This window comes from Bacillus sp. FSL E2-0195, assembly GCF_038003645.1.
In the GTDB taxonomy this organism is placed as follows: Bacteria; Bacillota; Bacilli; order Bacillales; family Bacillaceae_G; genus Bacillus_A; species Bacillus_A mycoides.
Genome location: NZ_JBBOPN010000001.1, coordinates 2466738 through 2491700, shown reverse-complemented (window position 1 = coordinate 2491700; position 24963 = coordinate 2466738). Strand labels below are relative to the sequence as shown.

The window sequence follows — 24963 nt, the reverse complement described above, 5'->3', positions numbered from 1 at the left end:
TACCGGTACAGTTTGTATTTGTTCACATTGTAGCACTAGATCAGAAGGATTACTATGTACGTATACTGGCCAGTAAGAAATCAACTACTATGAGGTGGAATTATGACAAATACAACAAAAGCATATATATCAGCATTACTCTATTCATTTATTATTGGGTTTTCATTTATGTTTGTGAAACTAGCACTAACCATTACGAGTCCTCTTGATACTCTGGCTCACCGTTTTACAGTTGCCTTCATAGCAGCAACCATTCCGGTTATTTTCGGTTTTGTAAAGTTAAATATATCATTTAAAAACATACTTACACTTTTACCACTCGCAATATTTTATCCAGCATTGTTCTTTGCTTTCCAAGCATTTGGCTTAGTATATACAAGTTCATCTGAAGCTGGAATTATACAAGCAGCGATCCCTATATTTACGATGATACTAGCTTCCTATTTTTTAAAAGAATATACGAATACATGGCAAAAAACATCAGTATGTATTTCTGTCATAGGTGTCATTTATATATTTGTTATGAATGGTATAGGGGCTCATGAAACGAGCTTTATCGGTGTTATTCTCATTTTATTATCGGCATTATCATCTGCTTGCTACAATGTATTAGCTCGAAAAATGACAAAGAAATTCAAGCTGATGGATTTAACATACACAATGACAGCAATCGGTTTTATTAGTTTTAATTTCATCGCAATCATTGACCATATGAACAAAGGTACAATAACTGTATACTTTAAGCCATTTACGAATGGAACATTCCTTATCTCCATTTTATATTTAGGATTACTATCTTCCTTACTGACAGCATTATTATTAAACTATTCACTATCTTATATTGAAGCAGCCAAAATAAGTGTTTTTAGCAACTTATCTACACTTATTACCATTATCGCAGGCGTTGTATTCTTACACGAGCAAATTGCCTACTATCATATTGTCGGTACACTTATGATTGTTCTTGGAGTAATAGGCACAAATTTTCTAGGAAAAAAAGGAATCATAGCGAAAAAGAAGAATACCTCCTTGAGTAAATAAAAAGTGAGGGGTAAATAATGCAGAACTCTAATACGATGGATATCCGTAATATACATGAGCTAGAGAACGAATTATCTACTTTATTAAGTAAACCCATTTCTTCAGGAGAAGATTTAGAAAATTGGCTGAAAACACAGTCGAAATTAATATGGGAAATCGAAGAACAATTGAGATCACACTATATTGACTTTCAATGTAATACAGATAACAAAGAAATAAAAGATACGTTTGAATATGATCAACAATATGTAAGGCCTCTTTTGAAACGTTATCAAAATTCCTTTGATAATAAATATTTAGAGTCACCATTTCGAATGCAACTTGATCCAAAAACTTATAGCTTACTAGATAAAAAAATAAAAAATGCGCAAACATTATTTTGTGAAAAGAACATTGATTTAGAAGTAAAAGAAGACAAATTAGTAACCGAGTACTTCGAAATTACAGGCAGTTTGACTGCACTATGGGATGGCGAAGAAAAAACAATTACTGAACTACAGTCTTACTTACAAAATCCGAATCGTGATATACGAAAAAAAGCAAAAACGCTCATTTCTGAAAAATTCTTATCTGTTGAAAATAATTTACAACAGATTTTAAATGAATTAATTGCAATCCGTCACCAAAAGGCAAAAAACATTCAATTAGATAATTATCGTGATTATATGTTTAAAAAACATGAACGTTTTGATTATACGGCTGATGATTGCTATGAACTTGCAGAATCCGTTCGTAAATACGTTGTGCCACTTATTGATAATATATTTAATGAGAAAAAAGCTGAACTTCAAGTAGATACACTTCGTCCGTGGGATCTAAAAGCAGCCGCACCAAATCAAAAAGTATTAAAACCCATTGAAGACGAGAGTGATTTAATCGAAAAAAGTTCTCATATTTTACAAAAACTAGACCCAGAATTTTCTGCATTATTGAGCCGTATGCATAAAAATGATTGCTTAGATTTAGAAAGTCGTAAAGGAAAAGCACCTGGAGGATTTTGCGAACACTTACCTGCTTCTCAATTATCTTTTATTTTTATGAATCTCAATCATACACATTATGATGTTACTACTTTCCTCCATGAAATGGGCCATAGTATTCATAATGAATGTATGAAGCAGCTAAAGCTACAAAAATATTTAGAAATCCCTTCAGAATCAGCTGAGCTAGCCAGCATGACAATGGAATTGTTTTCGATGGAGTATTGGGATACATTTTATGAGAATACAGAAGAATTTATAAAAGCAAAATTAGATTTCTTTAAAGATATTGTTAAGTATTTACCACAAATGCTTATCGTTGATCAATTCCAACATTGGATGTATGAAAATCCAAATCATACTGCTAAAGAAAGAAATGAAAAATATTTAGAATTACATAACACTTACCAATCGAATGTGGTAAATATTGAAGGTTATGAAAACTGGATAGCAACTGGCTGGTTACCTGTACTACACATATTCGAAATACCCTTCTATTATATTGAATATGCAATCGCGCAACTTGGTGCATTGCAAATGTATAAACAATATAAAAAGAATCCTAAACAAACACTACAAAATTACAAAAAAGCATTATCTCTAGGTAGCTCTGAATCCTTACCAGAGGTATATGAAGCAGCTGGAATTCGTTTTGATTTTTCTAGTGAGACAATAAAAGAATTAATGGCATTTGTAGAAGAGGAATTGGAATTACTTAAACAAATATAAGTAAAAAAGATGCACCTAAAAGGATAGGTGCATCTTTTTTACTGTATTCTCTTCTAATTAGTTTCAATTTTCATCTCGCTTTATTAATAAGCTCTATATATTGTACGTCCCCATATCCTATTGTTGGAAAAAGATTAAATAACCTTTTTAATAACTCTTGTGTTGGTAAATCTTTATTTTTGGAGATATACTTTACTACTACATTATTTTCTTTTAGCATCTCTAAATATAAATCTATCGCCTGATACATTACAGGTAGTATCTCATGAGATGGCTTTTTTTGATTTACTAGAACTTGATTATAAACTGAAAAATAGTTTCCTAATTCAAGTTCAATTTGACTTACTTTAAATCCATCCTCTCTGAAGCTATTTAAGTATACTTTTCCCTTATAATCAGACTGTTCAAGATAAGAAAGTACGGTAAGTAGATTCATTTGGCAAAACATATCCTCACCAAACCATAAAACGATACATTTATACTCTTTCTTAAAAAGATTCTCTAAAGGATGAATAACCTTTTTTATATAATTTTCTACAGTACCTTGATGTCCTTCTGCCCTTGTTTTAATAAACTCATCATCAAAAATCTGTGCAGTAGTCGCATTTACACACATAGCTTCATTAAATGGAGCGTAATCAGATTCCCCCATTAGTCTTTCACTTTTAAATTCTTCATACATAAATTGACCATTTAATATGTTTAGTACATCTTTATCAAACAGCTCACTCTTCGCATTTCGTAACTGATTAACTTCAACTTTTCTAGAAAAATTCATTCTATCCCACTCCTTGCCATCATTGATTGAGAGTTTAATAAATGATTGAACCGGTATTTTGTTAAGTTGGAATTTCCCTGGGGTTATACCAAAAACAGTTTTAAATGCTCTACTATAAGCCTCTTGCGAAGAGTAATCGTAATCAAATGCGATATCAATTATCTTTCTATCATTCGTCAAATCTTCCGTTGATAAATACAATCTTCTAAGAAGAATATATCGTCTAATACTTATCCCTGTTACTTGATGAAATTTAAACGAACAGAAGTAAGGAGAATACCCCATATAATCAGATAATTTATCTAATGAAAACTCCTTTTTTAAATTGCCCTCAATCCATTCAATCATTAGCTGTATATGTTCATTCATTTATCTCCCTCCTCACTAAATATTATAAGAAGTATCCACTTCTTTCTTTTGATATTTCTTGTGGTTTATAACATTAACCACCCTCTAGAACCTTTAAATATCATATGTAATTACTCATTTCATATTTTTTCAGCTATCTTATTTTGTCATACATTTACTTTTCAATAAAGTGAAACTTTAATCAGTGGGGAGCTTGTTCCTCCCCACTGATTATTATCCCATACTAATCGGACTTTTACGGGATAAATCTTTTTTAAAGGATTCTACCAAATAAAACACGAAATTTGTAAGTTAATGAACTAGTAGTTTTGTGAGTGGAAAATTTATGTTTGGAAAGGAAGTTAAAATGAATAATATAGAAAAAGAGATACTTAAACTAATTAATAAACTATATCCATTGGATTTTATTGAAATGAAACCAATAACAAATGAAATGTATCAATGTCTCACAGCACAAGGTACTTACTTCGTTAGAATTACAAACTATAAAACATATGAAGAGCAATTAGAAGAAGTTACATATACGAAATTTTTATATCAAAAGGGCTTAGGAGTCCCTCCCATAATACCTTCTTTAAAGGGGAATTTAGTAGAGAAAATAACATTAGACAAAGAAGTTTTTGCTGTATTATATAAAGCTGCTCCTGGTATACATTTACCAAGAAACGAATGGAATTCTAATGTATTTAAAAAGCTTGGTCAACAAATTGGCAAATTACATCGTGCATCTAAAAATTTTGAAAGTATTGAACCAGTAAAACATATAAACGACTGGTATCAAAATGATGAGTATAATTTTCTTAACTATATCCCAAAAGAAGAGACTACTATAAGAGAAATTGCATCTGACGTTTTAACTTCTATAAAGGAGCTGCCAAAGTCCACTTCAAATTACGGCTTAATTCATGGAGATTTATGGTTAGAAAACATATTAGTGGACAATGATTTAAATTTAACAATGATTGATTTTCAAGACTGTGAAAAACATTTTTACATATTCGATTTAGCTGTTCCAGTCTATAGCGCGATAGAATATTCTTTCGTTGGGAATGGCAACATAGTCGACTATGAGAATTCTATTACAAAAGCAATAATCGACGGATACCAGGAGGAAAATGATCTACCTACAGAAATGATAGAGCAGCTTCCATTGTTTATTAAATTAAAGGAGATATTCGAATATAGTTTAATGCATATGTATTGGAATAAAGAAGAGTTAACTGAGGAACAAGTACGGATAATGAACCTTTATAGAATAAAGATTGAAAAAAGCCATTCTTTAAACACAGTTGGTTTCCTATGAAGTACACCCAATTGTTACATTAAGTTTAACAATTGGGTGTACTTTTCTATAGATAAGTTTTCTTCAAAAGACAAAATACAAGGAGCGAAACGATATTTAATCGTACAGTGGCACCTATTTTTCAATCCATTCAACGGATTTATCTAACTTAATACCATCCTCGATATTACTTTCTTCCAAAGTATTTGCCCTAGCTTGAATACAAATAAAATAGAGAGGTTCACTTGAATTGTTACGCCAAATTCTTTCCCCCTCTTGTGCCACCCTTATGACAGTACCCTCTTTGATTTCAAGAATTTCATCATCAATCTTGAATTCCCCTTTTCCTTTGACGAAGATATACAGCTCTTCATTTTCTCTATGCTTATGATAAAAGGGCATTGAAATGCCTGGAGGGAAAACATTTAGTGAAACTTCCATCCCTGTACATTGTAAGTCATCTTTAAGAAATACCTTTCCAGGAGCTTTAAATGGATTTCCATTTTTATATTGAAGCAGATCCTCCCACTTTCCTACTTGAACAGCACTAAAATTTTTACCTTCCATTGTTGAATTAACAAATTGACTCATTTGTATTCTCCTCTCATAATTGTTTTCCATAATTCGACTTTTAATTCTCTAATAAATGAATAAATCCTCTCACAAAAAGAAACCGAATAGTCTCTTTTTCACGGTAAAAAAAACGGCTCAATTAGCCATAATATGTTATTAAGAAGTTTATTAGTAAAGATTGTTTTTTACATATTTATTTATCTCTACATTTATTTTATTTAGAATTTCTAAAAAACGAAGTAATCCAATTTTTATTAATTAATATTTATTTAAAATTGTAAATTAAGGCCTCAGCAGCTTCCATCACAATCTCACTTAAAGTTAGTTGAGCATGTGGTGTTAATGCAATATCTTCAACTGTCATGCCTGATTCAATTGCTAAACCCATTTCGGCAATTATTTCTGATGCACCATTACCCACGATTTGAGCACCTACTAATACACCATCTTCTTTACGCACCAATAGCCTCAAGAACCCTTTTCCTTCATTTGATACAAGTGCACGACCGTTTGCTGAAAATGGGGATTGAATCACTTTTACTTCCATGCCTTCTGCCTTTGCTCGCTCTTCAGTATAACCAACTGTAGCTAATTCAGGATTTGTGAAACAAACTGCTGGAATTGCCAAGTAATCAACACATGATAGTTCACCAGAAATAGCTTCAACAGCTACTTTTCCTTCGTAAAATGCTTTATGTGCAAGCTGTGGACCAGCAATAATATCACCGATAGCAAAAATGTTCGGAAGGTTAGTACGGCATTGTTGATCAACTTTTAATAAACCGCGGTCAGAAAACTCAATACCGATTTTTTCAAAACCCATATTTTCAGTATTAGGACGACGGCCAACCGTTACTAATACGTAATCAGCGTCAACTTTCTTTTCTTCACCACCAATTTCGTAGGTAACAATTACACCATTTTCAACTTCTTCAACACCTTTAGCGGATGCATCTACTATTACTGTAACACCTTTGTTTATAAGGTCTTCTTTCACAATTTGAGTCATTTGTTTATCGAAGCCAGTTAAAATATCTTTACCTCCTTCAATAATTGTTACTATAGAACCGAGGGAAGCGTAAGCAGAGCCCAATTCAGTACCAATGTAACCACCACCGATTACAACCAATTTACTTGGAACTTCAGTTAAACTAAGTACACCTGTAGAGTTAATCACACGTTTTGTAAATTTAAATGTTGGAATTTCAACTGGGCGTGATCCAGTAGCTATAATTGCATTTTTAAATGTATATGTTTGAGCTGCATCTTTATTGGTTACTCGTATAGTGTTAGCATCCATGAAATAAGCTTCACCTTTTATCACTTCTACTTTATTGCTTTTTAATAACCCTTCTACACCACCTATTAATTTCTTTACAACGTTGTTTTTAAATTCTTGTACTTTTGCAAAATCAACATTTACACCAGAAGAAAAAATACCCATATTTTCTGAATGCTTTGTTTCCTCAAAACGATGACCTACAGAAATAAGTGCCTTAGATGGAATGCAGCCGACGTTAGCACATACGCCACCAAGATTCTCTCTTTCTATAATTGCCACTTGTTGCCCTAATTGTGAAGCTCTTATTGCAGCAACATATCCTCCAGGTCCAGAGCCAATTACGATTGTTTCTATTTCTCTCATATCCTTTTTCACACTCCTCCAAAAATTAGAAACAGGTAGGCCGAAATTGTTCATACTCTACACATTTTTCAATTTACTATTTTGTATTAGTACCATTCTTCTCTCAACCGTTTTTTCATAGTTCCATCATGGAATTTCTATTAAGTGATCACCCCCTCAAAAAAGAAACCGAACAGTCTCTTTTTTGCGATAAAAATTACGGCTTACTTGGCCGTAATTTGTTTTTCCAATTCATCTAAAAGTCGTGACGATACTGTATCAATATAGACTGTATCTTGGTATAAGCGTGACAAGGCAAGTGCTCCTTCAAGAGAAGAAATCCAGATGATAGCAATCTGCTTTGCTTGAGTATCTGATCTTAACTCCCCTTGCTCAATTCCATTCGTAATAATCTTTTCAATCATTCCAAGTAATTGATTCATCGCTATCTGTGCTTGTTCTGCCATAAGTGGGTGGGAATCATCTGCTTCTAACGTTACATTCATGATTGGACAGCCTCCTGGAAGAGGATCATTATGAACGAGAGATGTAAAAACTGAGATAAAACTTTTTAACTTATCAAATGTAGTGGATGCTTTTTTTATTTCTTCAATATAACGCACTCCCATTTGTGAAGTTGCGTGCTGAAAGGCTTGAACAGCCAAGTCATCTTTATTTTTAAAGTGACGATAAATACCACCCTTCTCTAGCCCAGTCTCTCGCATAATATCAGAAATTGAAGAACCACTATACCCCTTTATATTAAACAGAGCAGAGGAACGATCAAGAATCATTCTTTTTGTTAATTCACCTTTACGCATAGTGTCCTCCTAAAAGAAAACATTTGGTCTCTTTTTAGTATATGACAAACCGAAAAGAATTAGCAAGAAAAATAACGGAGAGAATCAATGAGTAAAAAAATAAATGATTCACTATTTTAATAGGGATCAAAATAAATACTTGAAAACATCTTTTATTTACAGAGGTGTACTCTCTGCCAATCTAGCTGCGCTAATAATAGGAGCCCACTGGAAAATTTCATCTCTTAATAAACCTGTTTTTTTGCAATATATATGTAAATACATTTCAGCTAATTCCTCTGAATTCTGTGAATACAATAAGTATGTCCGAAACACATCTGCACGAATATCACCTGAACTAGCATCAACCCAATCTATAATATTCACATCACCATTACTCATAATTAAATTAAACGGATGAAAATCACCATGACATAATCTAGGTTCAAATGTGATTGAATCTAACTTTTTTAATATATTTCCCTTTTGTTTTTCATCCAGATCATGTACGGAGTTAATTTGACGATAAAGCCTCTTTTCCATCAGCTCTATTTCATCCGATCTCACATAGATCGCATGAATCTTTTGTTGTACACTAACACATATACTTATGTAATGCTCCGCTTTACTCAAATTATTAAGCAAAAGCTCACCCACACTTTCCCCTTCTACATATTCCATAATAATAGCTTGTCTACCTTGTATCTCTGTAACTTCAAATACTTTAGGAACGTGTAAACCACATGAATATGCATACTTTTGTTTTCGTGCTTCGTATAGAGATTCTGTATTAGGGAGGTATTCTTTAAACAATTTCACAACTTTATTATCACAAAGATAAATTTCAGCCGTATTTCCTTTGGCTATCGGATTTCCTAGATTCAATTCATTTCTCTCCTTACAGTAAATTAGAATAACGCCTTATAGTCCTCTATAAATTCAGTGTAATTATACTGAAACCCTTCTTCATGAAAATGAAAAAAACTTACCCCTCCCTATAATTATATAGAAAGTGGTAAGTTTAATTTTCTAGGAATATCGGAATGAAACTCCGGTGTATGCAAAACAGAAAATGAATACCCTTGTTGAATAAACAATACTTCAGTATGTTTACTTTCAAATGGAACACCATTTTTCTTAAAGTTATTTTGGATTTGTTGTAAAAACGCATGATCCGGTGTTCCGAATGAAACATGTACTTTCGGTGGTAAAGCTTTCATCGCGATTGGAATCCACGGTCGCTGCCACCAGGTTGCAACGATATATGCAGTGCCACCTATTACAAAGTTAAAAATATCCCCATCTTCCTTCGTTTTCATGTCTAGATTTGATTTCAACCATTCCGTAAATACAGGTACACTTTTAACCGGAAGACCAATTTCCCTTACGTATAAAATGTTTAACGGTGAATGCGGGACTAATACATCTTCTTTAACATAACTATGTGCAATAATTTCGAGAAGATTTCCATCACCATCTTTAAAGTATAAATTGAATAGACCATTCTCCTCACCAATTGTATGACCATCTTTCCATTTCACAATGAGTAATCCAGACTCTTTAAGCCATTTTGCCGTTTCATGAAACTTTGAATATGGGATCTCAAAAGCGAAATGCGCAGGTGCAATTGGTTCATATACTTCTTGAAAACTAATTGTTGTATACGGTGTTACTTCAAATTGAATATATGATGCGATTTCTTTTTTTATTGGAAAAGATAATATGTCTTTATAGACTTGTTTTACCCCTTCTATAGAAACCGTTTGTAGTTTTATATCTGATATATGTGTAATCACTTTACATTCCCCCTTGTTTCTTATTATCTATTCTTATTGTATTACACTTATAAATAGATAAAATCAAACCGAAGGGTGGATTTTTCATGTAAAAACTACAACTTTAGTATGAATATGTTAGCTCCAATTACTTTTTATTTCCTCTATAACAACTTCTGGTTTATCCCAGTGTAACAAATGTGTAGTATCAGAGATTAATTTTACTTTCGCGCCAGTTTTTAACTTGAAAATCCTCACTGTTTTATCTCTATATTCATCCCATATTTGTGGAACTGTAGCTCGAAGCAATATAATATTAGATGGTAACTTCTCGTAAATATCTATCGTTTCATCTTTATGCATACCTCTTATTATATTACCAGCTGTTGTACCTCTCGCATGCCAACATACTTTATTATCCATTTCAATCCCTAGGTCTTTTACAGCAACTTCTAATAATGGAGACCACCTAGTATATGCTTCTTTTTCACTTTTGAAAAATCCACCCCAATTATTAAAAATATATTCTTCAAAATCCTTTTCGTAATACGCGATTTCCTCTTCAAGCGTTTCTTCTTGAAGCCTTTTTGTTTGATATCCACCATCAATAAGAATACTTCCTAGTACTTTTTCTGGATTATTTAATAAATAAAATAGTGCTACAAAACTTCCCCACGAATGTGATAAAAAATAGAAATGTTCAATTCTCAGTTCATTTATTATTTCATTTAACCAGTTTGCTAAATTCAGCATCTCATAATCTTCCGTTCTTTCAAAGGGCGGTGTTTTACCATGCCCAGGTGCATCAATGGAGATAAATCTATACTCTTCCTTTAATTCCTCTGCAATTTCTATAAAACTTAAACTCGTACTACCTAACCCATGTAAACAAAAGATAACGGACTTTTCATTATTTCTCCACTCTGTAATATGTGCGTTTATTTTTTCGTTGTTAATATAGTAACGTTTCAAAATAATTATCCCCTATATTTCAATTTTTAGATTACCACTTTACCTATTTCTATGATTTTTAAGTTTTCCCTGCATTCTTTTCCACAAAAAAAGCTGATTTTCTTTTAAAGAAAATCAGCTTTTACGTTAAAATACACTATGATTTAACAGCAATAATCATAAACCTTTTTGAATTCGTACGAATACCTTTTTCGGAACTATTAGCGTCAATGAACTTTTGTAAAATATTAAAGTCCTCTTCTTTTTCTCCAAATCTAGGAATAATAGGCGTATGTTTTAATAAGAAAATAAGATCCTCAGGAGTACTGTAATAATCAGTAACATCATATTCACGTACTTGTACGAGTTCAAATCCTGCACTAATAAGTTCACCCATATAATTATCTTTTAACGTACCATCTCTTTCACCTAAACATTGCCCTCTACCAAATGCTTCTTTAAGATTTAATTTATCATGTTCGCTAACTTGTTGTGTTAAGAAAAAAGCACCTTTTTTCATTACTTTTGCCAATTCAGATGCTACAAACGGCGCATGACAACTTGAAGTAATATCAAAATGAGCATGCGGAAACGTTAAAAATTCCGAATCCATTTGAAGAAATTCAACATTTTGTATACCTGCTTTATTCAAATTGGAATGTGCTGTTTTGATCATTCCATTAGAATTATCTATTCCAATCAGTAATGCAGCTGAAGATGCTATTTTTAATATATTCTCTCCTCCACCTGTGCCAACATCAAGTAGAATATCTGATGGTTTACATCTTTCTTGCACTTCGCCATAAAAGTCCCAAGTGTCACCTACAGTTTCACACTTTAGCTTACTAAAGTCCCACCCATTTAATCGTCCCACTTTATCATAAAAACTTTTATACTCTAATTCATTCATTTTATTATTTCCCCTTTGTAAAAATGCATTAACTGTTTAGATGATTCTCGAAATAGACTCATAGTTGATATTATCGTGAAAGGGCCTACGTCTTCTTTTATATCTGCTACGCATTTTTTCAGCCCCGAACAACTAGTTACTTCGAACGATACAGCATTTCAGCTATATCACCTCATCTGGAAGACTGCATATATAATAACCTATAACACTACTTAATTATATATTATAAAATACAAATTATTAAAACGATATGTTTCGACAAATTCCATTTAGTTTACATAATAATGTTATATTTTATTTTTATCAATATATTCTAAATGTCCTCTTCCCCAACCACACATACTATCTAAAACAGTACTAACTGTTTTTCCATGCTCAGTTAAGCTATATTCCACTTTAGGTGGTATTTCTTGATAAATTTCACGTTGTATTAGTTGATCTTGTTCTAATTCACGAAGCTGCTTCGCTAATGTTCCTTGAGAAATGTCTGGTATTAATCGCTTTAATTCACCAAACCGTTTCGTTCCATCTGTTAATAATATAAATAAAATAAGTGGCTTCCATTTCCCACCGATTATTTGTAATGTCGCTATTACCCCTTTTAATTTCGGTTCCTCTAAATTCACTTTCCTCACCACTCCCTCAAATCATAAATTATAATGAGTAATTTTTTATATTATGTATCCATATAACAAGCGATTAGTACGAAATTTGCGACTATGTACATATAAAGTGCGTACTTTTCACTTGCAATCTTTTAGCGAATAATAAAAGCATAGCAGTTTTATTTTAAAGTTTTTATTAAAGGAGGGGCTAAAATATGTCTATTACTACATTAAAGGATACTCGTATCGTTATCATTGGTGGAAGCTCTGGTATTGGATTAGTAACAGCAAAACAAGCAATCGAACAAGGCGCACATGTTATTATTGCAGGACGCTCGGAAGAAAAATTAAAAATTTCTCGAGAATTAATAAATAACAACCATCTTCAAACTTATGTATTGGATAATCAAAATAAAGAGCAATTACAAGATTTTTTCAAGACAGTTGGGAATTTTGATCATTTATTCACACCGGGAGCCTCTTACACACTTGGACCAATAACCGCTACAGAGGAAATTGCTGAAAGCAGCTTTATCGGAAAGTTTTGGCCACAATATTACGCCGTAAAATATGCAATTCCTTTTCTTTCAAAATCTGGATCTATCGTGTTAATGTCCGGTGCATTTAGTCAAAGACCACTTAAAGGTGCACCTGCTTATGGCGCTTGTAATGGTGCTATTGAAAGCTTAGGGAAAGCTTTAGCTGTTGAATTAGCTCCTATTAGAGTTAATGTTGTTTCTCCTGGAACGATACGAAGAGAGAATGAACAAAATGAGAAAAGACTAGCTGCTTATGAAGATTATAAATCTCTTTCTCTTGTACAGAGACCTGGGTATAATGATGAAATTGCACATACTGTCCTGTATTTAATGCAAAATGGTTTTACTACAGGTAATGTATTATTTCCTGATGGAGGATACACATATCATTAATTTATAACAATTCAATGCCTCCTTAGATTAACTAGTATTAAGGAGGCTATTATGGTTAATCAACGAGTCCTTTTTACTTTATTGTTTATTTGTTTATCCGATAACAAACCTCTGTAACCCACTTATTAGGATCTGATTCCATCGCTGGACTAACGTGATAAATATTAAACATCGGTCCAGCTAATTCATAACCTTCCGTTTCGATCCATTTTGCTGCCGCCTCATTTACAGCTGTCATTTGTTCATAACTTCCGTTAACTGTTATTGAAGCTACATAGGATGGATCTATCTTTTTGAAATTAACATCTTTTGTATTTTCATGCTCCCCTAAAATATTTATCTGTATTTCTACATCCACATCATTTTCCTTATATTCTTGATCATGGAATGTAGCAATACTATAAATCGGATTAGCTATACTAATATTTTTAACATTAATTTCTTGCATCAATATACTCCATAAATCCCCTTCGCAATTATACGATGGAATAACCTTTCTAACACTTGCTACATTTCTTTCTGGAATTTCTTTTAATGAAACATGATAGTTCATTTCAATAACATCCTCTCTCATCGTTTTCATTGAGTCTTCGAGGAGACGTAATTGTTTTTTGAGATCGTCCATTTCTTCCTTTATTTGAGCACTACGATTTTCAAATTGTGACTTTATTACTTCAATATTTTCACTCTCTACTAATTCTTTAATAGTGGCAATATTAAATCCCATATCTTTTAACACTTGAATTTGATTTACTTTCTTTAATTGGGCTGCTGAATAATATCGATAACCACTTTGCTCATCGACTTTTACTGGCTGTAATAGCTCCAATTTTAAACGTGGTTTCCTCCTAAAAATTCTAGATACCTCGAATCTCAACTTTAGCTTAAACAATGACATTGTGTGAGAGTCAACTATTTTTAACAACTTTAATTATATTTCTTTAATTATTTATCCTTATACTTTCTTGCTCCTCAGGGCTATAAATATTGATATTAGTCCGTTCACAGCTAATAATATTACTGTAATACTAGCGAGTAAAGCTACATCTGCTGCAAACAATTTAATCGTATGCCACGGTGAATTTGTGCAATAAATAAGAAGTGGGATCAAAATACTAGATAATAGTAGAAATATACTCCCAACGAACAGCCAAGTTTGTTTTTTACAAGTTTTCTTACGTTTATACTTTTTCATTAACATAATTGATGTAATAATGAGTGAGAGTGTGACTATCGACATAACAATTTGTGTGAATGGTATGTTTTTAGGGATATCACCAGGTTTTTCCCCATTCAAAATACTAATAATCCCCTTTTTCAATACCGTTAGTGCTGTTTCTTCTAATACATGATTTTTATTCGTTAAAATCACACCAGCCCAGCCACCTTTATTTAAAATAAACATTTCTGCACGAGCATCAGGCGTTGATCCTGAATGCCAAACCATCGTTTCGCTTACATTTATATTTGTTGTTCTTAATCCAAACCCATAACTTTTTTCTGAATTTATTTTATAAAGCGGTGATAGATAAAGATCCATGCTTTCTTTCTTTAAAAATTGAGTGTGGTCTTGGTGATTCAAAAACATTATAAATTGAATCATATCTTCCAAATTCGCGGTAATATAACCATACGGTGCTCCAGCATTATCATAAGACACTACACTTTTTCTTGGTATACCAAACAACGACTGGTAACCTGTTAAATAGCCTTTTTCATATGCACTTTCTTTATTTGCCGCTGCGCCATTCATTTTTAAAGGCTGAAAAACATGCTTTTCTATATATGAAGAATATGTTTCATTTGTGACTGCCTCAATAAGGGCACCAAGTATCATATAATTTGCATTACTATATTGATATTTTTCCCCTGGTGGGGCATTTAATTTTATTTTTGAAAGTTTCATTACATTTTCCTTTAATGCTTTAGAACTCTTCAATTGTTTATCTGATAATGCTAAGCCTTCATATGTGTTTATTCCACTTGTATGAGTTAGTAGATGTTGGATTGTTATATTTGAAGTTGATTGTGTATCTTTTAGTTTAAACGAAGGAAGATGTTGTTGAACTGAATCCTCTAATTTTATTTTTTTATCTTCTATTAACTTGACTATAGCTAAAGCTGTTAAAGATTTACTTATTGAGCCAATCGCAAATGGGGTTTTACTAGTTACCTTTTTTTCAGACTCCCCAGTAATCCCCCATGTTTTTGTAAAGAATACATCTTTATGATGTACAATTGCAACGGAAGCTCCAGGAATGTTCTGTTCCTTTATAAATTTTTCAATATACTTATCTAATGTAACTTTAATATTTTGCTGAGCATAAACTTTTGGATGTACGATACATAATATTAATACATTACAAAGAATACAAATTTGAAATAGTTTATAGATAGTTTTCTTCATTATACTTTAGATAGCTTTCTTTTTTTATAACTTACTAGGCTAATAAATACTAATATAGAGAGCGTAAAACTAAACATTATTAATACATAGTTCCACCATTGATTCTCTGCTATACGATATAAAAGATTATAATTAAATGTATTTTTGATTAGTTCCGTTAAATGATTCCGTTAAAAATAGTGAAAGTGTAGTTTGTGAGATGAGGTAAGTAATAACTGCGATGAATATGCCACCTAAGATAAATGTGCTCGAATTTCCCTTTTCATTTTGAAGTTGTCTCATTTTAACTTGTAGGTCAATTTCATTTATTTCTAAAAAATCTTGAACAAATAATTGAGGCGTAACTAGATCATTTATACTATCCTCCCCATTTTCACGACATTCTTGAATATGCTCTAAAATTTGTTGTTTAATATTTTCCCTTTCTTCTAAGCTGATATCGTATTGCTTTAATTCCTTAAGTACGTCAGTTAAAAATTGATTTTCTTTACCGTTTAATTCATTCCTCATTTCAGAAGGTCTCCTTTCAAACCACTTTTTAATAATGTTTGAATATCAGATTGTAATTCTAACCACTCATTAATTTTCTTCTCAAGACGTATTTTCCCGTTTTCATTAATTTCATAATAGATTCTAACTTTACCACTGTCTGTTACTTCTTGATAAGTATTTACCCACTCTTGATTTTTTAACTTAGTTAAAATAGGGTAAATACTTCCTACTCCTTTCAATTTTAAATTGTGTACTTCAAGTTCTTTCATAATTTCATAACCATAACTTTTCTTTTTCGACAAAATAGATAACACACACATTTCTAAATGACCTTTAATTAAACTTGTTTTGTCCATAGGATAAATTTAACAGAAATATATACTTCATTCAAGTATATATTTCTGTTAAATTTAAAAATTCTAATAATTATACAATCACTAAAAAAGTAGCATATTCCTTTTGTGTTATTATCCAAATAACCTAAATTATTATCCAAAAAAAACATTTTTATACGTCAATAATTATATAATAAATGATCATAATTAACGATTTAAAACTAACTCTCACAGATAAATGGTATTTACATCTTAGAAAGACTAACAAAACTTAAACATAAATGCCAACCTGTAATACCTTTCAGTTTAAAATTTAAGAATAATTTATATTGGTATTACAAATAGATTTTTCTTGCTCTATTATCTATCCACCTTAACACGTTTAAAGAAACTCTTCTTCAACATAAAAACTCATTTGCAGATTATTGCAAATGAGTTTTTAATCCCTAACTGACCACTATTTTTTATTCTTCTTAATTTAATTATTTTTCTCAAGACATTCATAAACTGCCATCATTTCTCGCTTATTCAACTCACGAATTCGATTAAATATTAGAATGTCTGGAACATCCTCAGTTCGTAAGCTTTCATCCACAACATCACTAACTTTTCCAGTTAACCATGTTTGTACATCTATGCCATCAACAATTTCTTTAAGCCCTTCATCATTAATACCACTTGCATTACAAGTTATACATGGAATTGTTAATTTAAACACGCCATCATGTAGATTATCCTCGGTTATAACTTTTTTTCCGTTACAGAATGGACATGGGTTGCTTTTTTTAATTTTATTAATTTGGGTAACTAATTTTTTATAACCAAATGCTTCATACACATATGTTAATTTTTTATATTTTCCATTTGTGAAATACTTATCTATGATAGTTTCTCTTGTTTCATTGATATTTTGGAAATCACAAATAGTCACCTTATTATTATTGCTGATTGATTCGATATTACCTTTAATTTGGCTCCAGAATGGTAAAACATTTTGTAACACCATTTCATAGTTTGAAAAGCTTGCTTGTTCTAATTCAAACATTTTCAGTGCAACTTGTGTTTTCCTAGGCAGTAACGAGACATCTTCTGTCATAATCATATTGTCACCTACGATAGATTTCAATTTGATGAGTACAGGTAAATCTCCTACAATTTTTATTATTTCATTAAGCGGCTGATTGATAATTTCACGAATATCTGTATCTCCAAATTTAAGCGATTTTTGGTGATTTAATACAGTTGCCTCACAAATTGGACATGTCATCATTTCTTTAGAAGTCTTAATATCTTCTTTAATAGCTGCTTTTGAAATAACAATATATCCGCCAATAATTGTATTAAATCCTACCCATGTTCTACGTGTCTTTCCTTTCTTATCATAAAAGGACTTATCAAAATAGCCGTACCAGAATGTATGTTTTTCTTCCTCAGACATATCATTATAGCTCTTTGACAAATCATGACCAAGCTCATTTTTAATTTCTTCAAATAGAAATTCTATTTTTTCATATTGATAAAATTTTAATACTTTCATGATTTCCGGATCGAATAGACCATCCCAAAATGGAACATTTTTATCTTGAATTGTAATTTCTTTATCAAAAACTTCAATTTGAAGACGTCCCGAACATGATGGGCAATGATTATCCTGAGAATAGAAATCGAAGCTTCTCGTATCTTTATTAGTCGGATGAGCAGCTACAATATGATTGATCAATCCACCAATTTCATATAAGAAACTATATTGACTATACAAATGTCTTTCGAGATCAATAGCAACTACAGGTGCAATTGTATCAGATTCGTATTCACCGTAAATTAAACGAGCCATTGATGATAAGCTTTTTAATATGCCACCCTTATAGATGTTTTCTGCATTTTTAAAATAATCAATATGATTTTCTTCTAAGTAATTAATTCCATTTTGTTGATTCAGTGTTGAAGAAATATGTATTTGCTCAGCATTATTCACACTGCTTTTTTGACGATAATAATCATCATGACTTACTACATCAAGATGCTCTATAGATTCAAGCTGTCTTTTTCCAAAATCGACAATATAATCAGAACTTTCTAGCATGTAACTGTTATGCTCAATCATTATGATAGAGACTGATTCATCTTGTAATATCCCTCTAACACTATCTATAAATTGATTTAAAATATTTTGCGATAAACCTTTTGAAGGCTCATCAAAAATAAACAATGTATGTGGATTTCTTGTTTTTGCAAATAACTCAGAAACTAAATGAACACATTGAAACTCACCCGTTGATAATGTTTGTGTTTTTCGTTCTAATGTTAAATAGCCCAGTCCTAATTTGATTAGTAGGCTCAAGCGTTTATACGCAATATCTTCGTTTGGAATTTCATCAATAATATCCTCAATTGAGCGCTCAAAAATATCATCAATTTCTTCACTATACTTTGTCAGTTTCTTTTTAATATCTAAGAAAGTTGCTACAGTTGATCGACTTGTAATCGATTGGTTTCGATCTTGCCCTACCATAACTAGTTTATCTTTTGGATATCGTTTCAAGAAATCTGTAGCTAAACACTCATTGACAAGTGTAGATTTCCCGCATCCAGACTCTCCTGTAACAGTTACAAGTCTATTTTTAGGAATCTGAAACTCAGTCATTTGGATATTTCGGCAATATAATTCATGGAATGTATAATATTCTGTTGGCATTTTGTAATTTCGTTCCGATAGTATTGGCTTTGGCCTTGGTGATTCTTTTACGATTTTTCCACCATATTTTCCACTACCAGGTCCGAAGAACATTTGCTCATCCGTTGTATCCAGTACTGTATCTGAATGATCAATGAGCCAAATTTGATTTTTGTACCCTAATTTTTCGATCTCTTCTAATATTTGTAATAATGTTTCGTGATCAAGCCCCACGGAAATTTCATCAATAATAATTACAGCATTTTCACTTACTGCCATGAATTCAGCTAAGTAAAGTCGTGTTAATTCTCCACCTGACAACGTACCCATAATTCGATTTAATGTTAAATAACCAATGTTCATATTGATAATATTTTGCAGTATATGTTGTTTTGCTTCACTAATATTTAATTCTTCTGCTAGTGAAAGAATAGATTCAACACTTAAATCGTTAATATCCGAAATTGTATGTGATTCAGCAAATAACTCAATAGTACGTTGTTCAACTTCTTCACTATAACGTTTCCCCTTACATTTTTTACACTCAATATTTTTAGTAGTACCACGCCCTTTACAGCCAGCACACCAACCTAATTGATTATTAAATGAAAAGACTTCAGGAGAAAGATTAAATTCTTCCGCTAATTTTTCACGAATCTCTTTAAAAACACCTGTATGAGTACCAATCGTCGAACGCGGATTGGAAGAAATTGATGATTTTCCTAAAAAAAGTACTAAAGGCATTTCCTCCATCTTAATGGCACTAAAATTAGTTTCCATAATATTAGGAAATAAATATTGATATTCAGCCTTTGGCAATAAGGAAACTAGACGCTTCTTTGATTCTTCACCAATTGTTTGACAAAGAGTTGTTTTTCCAGATCCAGATAAACCAGCAATACCAAGTGATTTATTAAATGGAATAACAGTATCAAGTTTATTTATGTTATTAGCAATTAATTGATTTACTTTCATATTAACCTCTATTCTTATTGTTTTTAAAAATCATTTTTATAAGATAACAATTATATAATAAATACCATGAATTTAATCCCTAATCTTTCACCTCATCAACCTTAACCTTATAATTATCAAACCAATATTCCCACTCATCTTTTGAAAACACCTTCTCTTCTCCTTCTAAAACGGAAGAAAAAAGATCTAAACAAATATGCCAACCAGCTATATCTTTCGGTGTATGATCAGTTAATTCCTGAATGTATTCTTTAAGAAGTAAAAGAGAACCATTTTCCTCTTTATGTATTTCAAATCGGACACGATCTTTATCCCATGTGAATTCAAGTACTGAATTTAGTTGGCACTCTAAAATATCAATATTTAAAAATGAACCATCCATCATGTCGAACTTTATAATTCCACCTGTTTTAAGATTTTCAATCTGTAAATTAGACATCCATTTTTTAAGCTTGCTGTTTTCAGTTAAAACAGACCAAACTTCCTCTATTGTATAAGAAAATTGGCGTTCAAATTTCACAATATAGCCGTCAGTTTGTTTCTCTATTTCAGCCAACATATTTATTGCCTCCTACTTATATATAGAATATATGTTCTTATTTTACACGAATTTATGTATAAAAGAAATCTCTATGGCAATGAAATATTAATTTAATGTGTGAATGGTATCTTGAACATTGATTGATTTATCATATATTCTCTCCATGTGTTTATTACAATAGGCGTACCTCAACATTTCCGCAAAAAAATTCAACATGAGAAAACGTTGATTTATTTACTTTATATGATATTTCCATTAAATATTTAAAAGCAATTTCCTTTAAGATAAATGGTGTTAATAAGAGCTAATATAGTATTCAAATCAAGTTATGTATGTCTAATTCCTTGCTAAACGTAGGTTTACAAAACAAATAAAAAAAGCCGCATTTGCGACTCATGAACTGATAGAACTAACACCTATTCTAGGTGAATGACTTACCTTTTAATCGCGTCAACAATTAGCGATGGAAAACCAAGTTTATCGCCTCGATTTCTAGAATCATACCTTTTCGAACGGAAAATAACACCATCGTTTGCATCCCATTCATTGTAATAAAATTGACCATTTTCATCACAATGTTCAAGTAAAACTACCTCTAATCCAGCGGTTTCAAACATTTTCGTTAATGTTTTATAATTATGAACGATTTTATGACTTGCAGCTGGGTGGTCTTTCGGGCCAGGTCCGCCTATTTGAACTATATTTTGGTAGGTTTCATCTCGGAAAAATGCATCTGGGACTCCGCACCGAATATGACCTGATGGCTTTAAAAATTTATAACAAATTTCAGCTGCTTTTACACCTTCTTCAAAAGTAAGATGTTCCCATACATGCTCTGCTAAAATAGCTGAAATGGAATTGTATTCAAATCTTTCTTCCCAAGTGGTATTGTCTAGTAAATTAAGTTCATCTTCTTGCGTTTGAACCCAACCTGGATTATTATTAAATACTCCAGCTCCGACTACTACTTTAATTTCGTCTTGCTTAATTGCCATCACTTTCACCTCATAAATCTTTTAATGTATTAATATATTCTATGTTTACTATACATTTTCCTTTTTCAACTAAAGTGCCAGTTAGCTCAATAAGATTGGTAACAAAACTTCTGTTGTTTTTACTTATCCTCCCACATACAGCAAAAACGTTTATAGTGCAAAATAAAAAGCGAAAAGAATAATTCCTTCCGCTTTTTATAGCAATAAATACATTTCATATTGTGCTAAAGAATTCTTTTCAAATCCAGATTTCTTTAAAAACCCTTCCAGTAAATTGTTGTTTGGAAACCCAATTGATAAACTTGATAACTTTAATTCTTCACTTGCTACCTGTAATAATTTCGTCCCAACACCAATATTTCTATAGTCTTTGTCTATGAAAATAAAACTAATTTTACCTTGTTCATTTATACATACAGTACCTTTTAGATCATTATCGAAATATGCACCGTAAAATGTATGATTTGTTTTTTCGATATAATTAATATCATTTTGCCAATTTATATGGAAGTTTAACCATTTCTGAATCTCAACTTTAAATGTTGGAAATTCTAATTGTTTTACTTCAATATTTTTATTACCTTTATTCATTATTTTAGTTAAATCATTTAAATTATAATAAGAAAGATCATATACTTTTTCATAACCTAATTTGTTATAAAAATGAATCGCCCGATCGTTTCCTACAATAACTTCAAGAAAAAGCTGCTTACATTTATTTTGTGTCGCTTCTTCTTTATGTAACCCAAATAACTTTTGACTTACACCAATGCCTCGAAATTCTGGATGAACAGCTAATGTTCCGCAGCGCATTGTTTTTATACTTTCATATACCTTAATACCACCAAGTATTACACCAACACATTCGTCACCGTCTAAAGCAAGAAAGGAGTGTTCTAGCGAATTCCCTTCTGGCCCAAAAAATCTTTTTATAAAATCTTCTTTTGAAACTTCCAGTTTAATGATGTAATCTGAAAATCCATCCTTAAAAGCTTTATACACTAAATCTATACTTACTTCACTACATCTTTTGTATTGAATCATATAAGTATAATCCCCCGCTTTGACTTGTTATAAACTGCATTCAAATACATGAAATGAATTACCTTCACCATATCCATCTTTTATTTCATGAACAACAATTTGACTAAACCCATTAGTAATAAGTATATTTTCAAATTCTTTTAAATCATATAGTCTTATAGGAAAATCCATAATCTCAGTTTCTTTTATTTTCTCATCATGAATGATTTCATATTTCAGTATAATATTTAGAAGTTTTTGCGCCTTATCATATGAAACTTTTCTATACTCAACAATTAATTCATTGTTAATTTCTTTTCTATTTGTCTCTATCCAATCTAAAATTTGTTCTGTCTCACTTCCACCTTGTACAATTGTCAGAAGTAATTTGCCATTTTCCTTTAAGTTGTTTTTCATATTTTGAAGACTATTGTCTACTAAATTATTTGGTAAAAGTGAAAATGAACCGATAGGAATCATAATAAGATCGTATTTTTTATCACTATGATATTCTTCTATTCTTCCTTGTGACACAACCGGTTTTAAGTTTAATTTTTCTGCTTTAACTTTACAAACTTTAAGCATATCTTTCGAAATATCAAACCCTTCTATATTCACACCATTTTGCATAAAGGGAATTAACATTCTACCATTTCCGCACATTGGTTCTAACACATGTATATTTTTATCTTTTGCAAAAGAAAGATAAAAATCCAATTCTTTTCCGGCTGCAATTGATTTATCACTTTCATATATCTTTGTACAAAGTTCTCCATAATACGTATGCAATTATAATTCACCTCTTAATTTGAAATGAGTGGACATTTTCCTACATATGTCTCACTATTTATTTGTTTTATAACAAACGGTGCAATATCCCCATTTTGAATTTTGATTCCTGGCATATCTACTAAACTCTCTTTAATATCACCAGTACCATTTCCTTCTATAACAAAGGGTAATCTAACAATTGTCCAATCTACTTCACTACTTTGTATAATTTGCAATTCTTTATATTTATCCTGCATCATCTTTGGAAGAAATAATTGAAACAAATTAGCCCCTATTTTATTTGTAATTCCCTTCTGATCCCCTTTTACATTTAAGGATCCTCCAGAAATAAGAATATAGCGCTTCATTTCATATTCCTTCATTACTTTTAAAATATGCTTCGTAACTGTACTAAAAATATAAGGTTCATTTTTCGGCTGACCCACCGCATTAATCACAGCTTTACACCCTTGAAGTAATTCCTGTATGACTGAAAAATCGCGGGCATCCCCACTGATAGTCTCTATATTTTCATTAGTTATCGTCATATTTTTAGAATTTCTCGTTAATATTCGTACTTGATAGCCCTTTTCTAACACTTGATTTACGAGGTATTTTCCGACTTTTCCATTCGCACCAAGAATCGCTATTTTATTTGTAGCTTTCATCACTATACTCCTCTTACTATACATTGTTAACTACAGTAATCTCATAAACACGTAAAAAAGTAATTAAATGCTCACACGCTCGTTCACATGCTAACATTTTAAAAACATTTTGTTCTTCTTTCGTTTTGTCATTCGCTTGATCTGAGGCAGCTTTTAAACATAGAAATGGTTTGTTATTTACACGACATACATAAGCAAATGCTGCCACTTCTTGATCAACGGCTAAAGCACCGTATACAGTATGAAGTAAATACCTCATTTCTGAACTTCGAATACGTTGATCTCCAGATAGAAATGTACCAAAATGGACCGGGTCATACGAACGCAATTTCTTCATTCGTTTTACGAGTGATTTAGTTGTTTCAATAGGTGCTGTTCTACCATCATATAGATTAAAACTATCTTCTCCTGAACCAGCCGCTGTAACATCATGCTGCAAAGTATTAAGAGCTACAACGATGTGTCCATTTTTCACCTTATCTGATAAACTCCCGCAAATCCCTGTCATAAATAACTGGTCTGGCTGGAATTCACTTATTAATAGTTGTACACAACTAGCACAACTTACTTTACCGACACCAGTTACAACTGAAATAACTTCTAATTCATTAATAGAATGAAAATGAAATTCCCAAGCTGCTATTTTTTCTACACGCTCACTTGGATAATGTTGATGCAAATACGTAAGCTCTGGTTCCCATGCAGATACAATTGCGATCCTTTTCATTACACA

General features: G+C 31.6%; 23 protein-coding genes and 1 pseudogene. 4 read left to right on the top strand and 20 right to left on the bottom strand.

The genetic code is table 11. From position 1 onward, the window contains the following. Positions 1-102 precede the first annotated feature (102 nt). Both MHH59_RS12725 and MHH59_RS12720 read left to right on the top strand, forming a co-directional pair. Complete coding sequence (locus MHH59_RS12725; RefSeq protein ID WP_000185903.1) at positions 103-1041, top strand: DMT family transporter; 939 nt, start codon at positions 103-105, stop codon at positions 1039-1041. A 17-nt stretch (positions 1042-1058) separates the two neighbouring features. Next, positions 1059-2750, top strand: coding sequence for a M3 family oligoendopeptidase (locus tag MHH59_RS12720; RefSeq protein WP_340851329.1), 1692 nt, complete (start codon positions 1059-1061; stop codon positions 2748-2750). 70 nt (positions 2751-2820) lie between these two features. Here the strand turns inward: MHH59_RS12720 and MHH59_RS12715 are convergent, their stop codons facing one another. Beyond that, positions 2821-3897 (bottom strand): helix-turn-helix domain-containing protein, encoded by a 1077-nt coding sequence (locus tag MHH59_RS12715; protein ID WP_003189417.1) that lies wholly within the window; start codon positions 3895-3897, stop codon positions 2821-2823. 325 nt (positions 3898-4222) lie between these two features. Here MHH59_RS12715 and MHH59_RS12710 point away from each other — a divergent pair, with 325 nt between their 5' ends. Continuing rightward, on the top strand, positions 4223-5200 hold the full coding sequence (locus tag MHH59_RS12710) for a phosphotransferase enzyme family protein (RefSeq protein ID WP_340851327.1): 978 nt from the start codon (positions 4223-4225) through the stop codon (positions 5198-5200). Positions 5201-5314: 114 nt separating this feature from the next. Here MHH59_RS12710 and MHH59_RS12705 read toward each other — a convergent pair whose 3' ends face one another. The 8 genes from MHH59_RS12705 to MHH59_RS12670 form a co-directional block, all read right to left on the bottom strand. Then, positions 5315-5770, bottom strand: a complete 456-nt coding sequence (locus MHH59_RS12705) for a cupin domain-containing protein (protein WP_016127029.1) — start codon at positions 5768-5770, stop codon at positions 5315-5317. A gap of 247 nt (positions 5771-6017) precedes the next feature. Beyond that, entirely contained in the window at positions 6018-7397 is a 1380-nt protein-coding gene (gene lpdA / locus MHH59_RS12700) for a dihydrolipoyl dehydrogenase (protein WP_078179184.1), read from the bottom strand. A 203-nt stretch (positions 7398-7600) separates the two neighbouring features. After that, positions 7601-8197, bottom strand: coding sequence for a TetR/AcrR family transcriptional regulator (locus MHH59_RS12695; protein WP_002127527.1), 597 nt, complete (start codon positions 8195-8197; stop codon positions 7601-7603). A gap of 156 nt (positions 8198-8353) precedes the next feature. After that, complete coding sequence (locus tag MHH59_RS12690) at positions 8354-9061, bottom strand: aminoglycoside phosphotransferase family protein (RefSeq protein ID WP_003189412.1); 708 nt, start codon at positions 9059-9061, stop codon at positions 8354-8356. Between the two features lie 116 nt (positions 9062-9177). Continuing rightward, a complete protein-coding gene (locus tag MHH59_RS12685; RefSeq protein WP_003189410.1) occupies positions 9178-9972 on the bottom strand; it encodes a VOC family protein in 795 nt (264 codons plus the stop codon). A 117-nt stretch (positions 9973-10089) separates the two neighbouring features. Next, complete coding sequence (locus MHH59_RS12680; RefSeq protein WP_003189408.1) at positions 10090-10923, bottom strand: alpha/beta hydrolase; 834 nt, start codon at positions 10921-10923, stop codon at positions 10090-10092. 136 nt (positions 10924-11059) lie between these two features. Then, a complete protein-coding gene (locus MHH59_RS12675) occupies positions 11060-11812 on the bottom strand; it encodes a class I SAM-dependent methyltransferase (RefSeq protein ID WP_003189406.1) in 753 nt (250 codons plus the stop codon). A 287-nt stretch (positions 11813-12099) separates the two neighbouring features. Further along, positions 12100-12438: a winged helix-turn-helix transcriptional regulator gene (locus tag MHH59_RS12670; RefSeq protein WP_033713746.1), complete on the bottom strand. Its 339-nt coding sequence runs from the start codon at positions 12436-12438 to the stop codon at positions 12100-12102. A 194-nt stretch (positions 12439-12632) separates the two neighbouring features. Here MHH59_RS12670 and MHH59_RS12665 point away from each other — a divergent pair, with 194 nt between their 5' ends. Continuing rightward, a complete protein-coding gene (locus MHH59_RS12665; protein ID WP_002085411.1) occupies positions 12633-13349 on the top strand; it encodes an SDR family oxidoreductase in 717 nt (238 codons plus the stop codon). 85 nt (positions 13350-13434) lie between these two features. Here the strand turns inward: MHH59_RS12665 and MHH59_RS12660 are convergent, their stop codons facing one another. From MHH59_RS12660 to mtnN, 11 genes and pseudogenes are all read right to left on the bottom strand, one after another. Continuing rightward, positions 13435-14241, bottom strand: coding sequence for a MerR family transcriptional regulator (locus tag MHH59_RS12660; RefSeq protein WP_033713794.1), 807 nt, complete (start codon positions 14239-14241; stop codon positions 13435-13437). Between the two features lie 63 nt (positions 14242-14304). After that, positions 14305-15756, bottom strand: coding sequence for a serine hydrolase domain-containing protein (locus MHH59_RS12655; RefSeq protein WP_340851324.1), 1452 nt, complete (start codon positions 15754-15756; stop codon positions 14305-14307). Further along, positions 15756-16266 (bottom strand): annotated as a pseudogene (locus tag MHH59_RS12650) (hypothetical protein). Before MHH59_RS12650 ends, MHH59_RS12655 begins: the two are co-directional and overlap by 1 nt. Beyond that, entirely contained in the window at positions 16263-16604 is a 342-nt protein-coding gene (locus MHH59_RS12645; protein WP_002032268.1) for a PadR family transcriptional regulator, read from the bottom strand. The pseudogene MHH59_RS12650 and the gene MHH59_RS12645 overlap by 4 nt, the downstream one beginning before the upstream one ends. 457 nt (positions 16605-17061) lie before the next feature. Next, positions 17062-20232, bottom strand: coding sequence for an ATP-binding cassette domain-containing protein (locus MHH59_RS12640; protein ID WP_016120250.1), 3171 nt, complete (start codon positions 20230-20232; stop codon positions 17062-17064). Between the two features lie 79 nt (positions 20233-20311). Beyond that, positions 20312-20791, bottom strand: a complete 480-nt coding sequence (locus MHH59_RS12635; protein WP_199662806.1) for an SRPBCC family protein — start codon at positions 20789-20791, stop codon at positions 20312-20314. Between the two features lie 416 nt (positions 20792-21207). Further along, the gene (locus MHH59_RS12630; RefSeq protein WP_033708111.1) at positions 21208-21771 is read right to left on the bottom strand and encodes a class I SAM-dependent methyltransferase; all 564 of its coding nucleotides are present in this window, start codon (positions 21769-21771) and stop codon (positions 21208-21210) included. A 192-nt stretch (positions 21772-21963) separates the two neighbouring features. Continuing rightward, positions 21964-22812: a GNAT family N-acetyltransferase gene (locus MHH59_RS12625; RefSeq protein ID WP_002127510.1), complete on the bottom strand. Its 849-nt coding sequence runs from the start codon at positions 22810-22812 to the stop codon at positions 21964-21966. 27 nt (positions 22813-22839) lie between these two features. Then, the gene (locus MHH59_RS12620; protein WP_340851322.1) at positions 22840-23580 is read right to left on the bottom strand and encodes a class I SAM-dependent methyltransferase; all 741 of its coding nucleotides are present in this window, start codon (positions 23578-23580) and stop codon (positions 22840-22842) included. A 14-nt stretch (positions 23581-23594) separates the two neighbouring features. Beyond that, positions 23595-24230, bottom strand: a complete 636-nt coding sequence (locus tag MHH59_RS12615; protein WP_016120249.1) for an SDR family oxidoreductase — start codon at positions 24228-24230, stop codon at positions 23595-23597. A 16-nt stretch (positions 24231-24246) separates the two neighbouring features. Next, positions 24247-24957: a 5'-methylthioadenosine/S-adenosylhomocysteine nucleosidase gene (gene mtnN, locus MHH59_RS12610; RefSeq protein WP_016127019.1), complete on the bottom strand. Its 711-nt coding sequence runs from the start codon at positions 24955-24957 to the stop codon at positions 24247-24249. Positions 24958-24963 lie beyond the last annotated feature (6 nt).

Bases quoted from the DNA above. Each gene is read 5' to 3' on its own strand.
- MHH59_RS12640 (WP_016120250.1), bottom strand. From the start codon at position 20,232: ATGAAAGTAAATCAATTAATTGCTAATAACATAAATAAACTTGATACT.
- MHH59_RS12705 (WP_016127029.1), bottom strand. From the start codon at position 5,770: ATGAGTCAATTTGTTAATTCAACAATGGAAGGTAAAAATTTTAGTGCT.
- mtnN (WP_016127019.1), bottom strand. From the start codon at position 24,957: ATGAAAAGGATCGCAATTGTATCTGCATGGGAACCAGAGCTTACGTAT.
- MHH59_RS12715 (WP_003189417.1), bottom strand. From the start codon at position 3,897: ATGAATGAACATATACAGCTAATGATTGAATGGATTGAGGGCAATTTA.
- MHH59_RS12665 (WP_002085411.1), top strand. From the start codon at position 12,633: ATGTCTATTACTACATTAAAGGATACTCGTATCGTTATCATTGGTGGA.
- MHH59_RS12695 (WP_002127527.1), bottom strand. From the start codon at position 8,197: ATGCGTAAAGGTGAATTAACAAAAAGAATGATTCTTGATCGTTCCTCT.
- MHH59_RS12710 (WP_340851327.1), top strand. From the start codon at position 4,223: ATGTTTGGAAAGGAAGTTAAAATGAATAATATAGAAAAAGAGATACTT.
- MHH59_RS12615 (WP_016120249.1), bottom strand. From the start codon at position 24,230: ATGAAAGCTACAAATAAAATAGCGATTCTTGGTGCGAATGGAAAAGTC.
- lpdA (WP_078179184.1), bottom strand. From the start codon at position 7,397: ATGAGAGAAATAGAAACAATCGTAATTGGCTCTGGACCTGGAGGATAT.
- MHH59_RS12675 (WP_003189406.1), bottom strand. From the start codon at position 11,812: ATGAATGAATTAGAGTATAAAAGTTTTTATGATAAAGTGGGACGATTA.
- MHH59_RS12645 (WP_002032268.1), bottom strand. From the start codon at position 16,604: ATGGACAAAACAAGTTTAATTAAAGGTCATTTAGAAATGTGTGTGTTA.
- MHH59_RS12655 (WP_340851324.1), bottom strand. From the start codon at position 15,756: ATGAAGAAAACTATCTATAAACTATTTCAAATTTGTATTCTTTGTAAT.
- MHH59_RS12635 (WP_199662806.1), bottom strand. From the start codon at position 20,791: ATGTTGGCTGAAATAGAGAAACAAACTGACGGCTATATTGTGAAATTT.
- MHH59_RS12625 (WP_002127510.1), bottom strand. From the start codon at position 22,812: ATGATTCAATACAAAAGATGTAGTGAAGTAAGTATAGATTTAGTGTAT.
- MHH59_RS12725 (WP_000185903.1), top strand. From the start codon at position 103: ATGACAAATACAACAAAAGCATATATATCAGCATTACTCTATTCATTT.
- MHH59_RS12720 (WP_340851329.1), top strand. From the start codon at position 1,059: ATGCAGAACTCTAATACGATGGATATCCGTAATATACATGAGCTAGAG.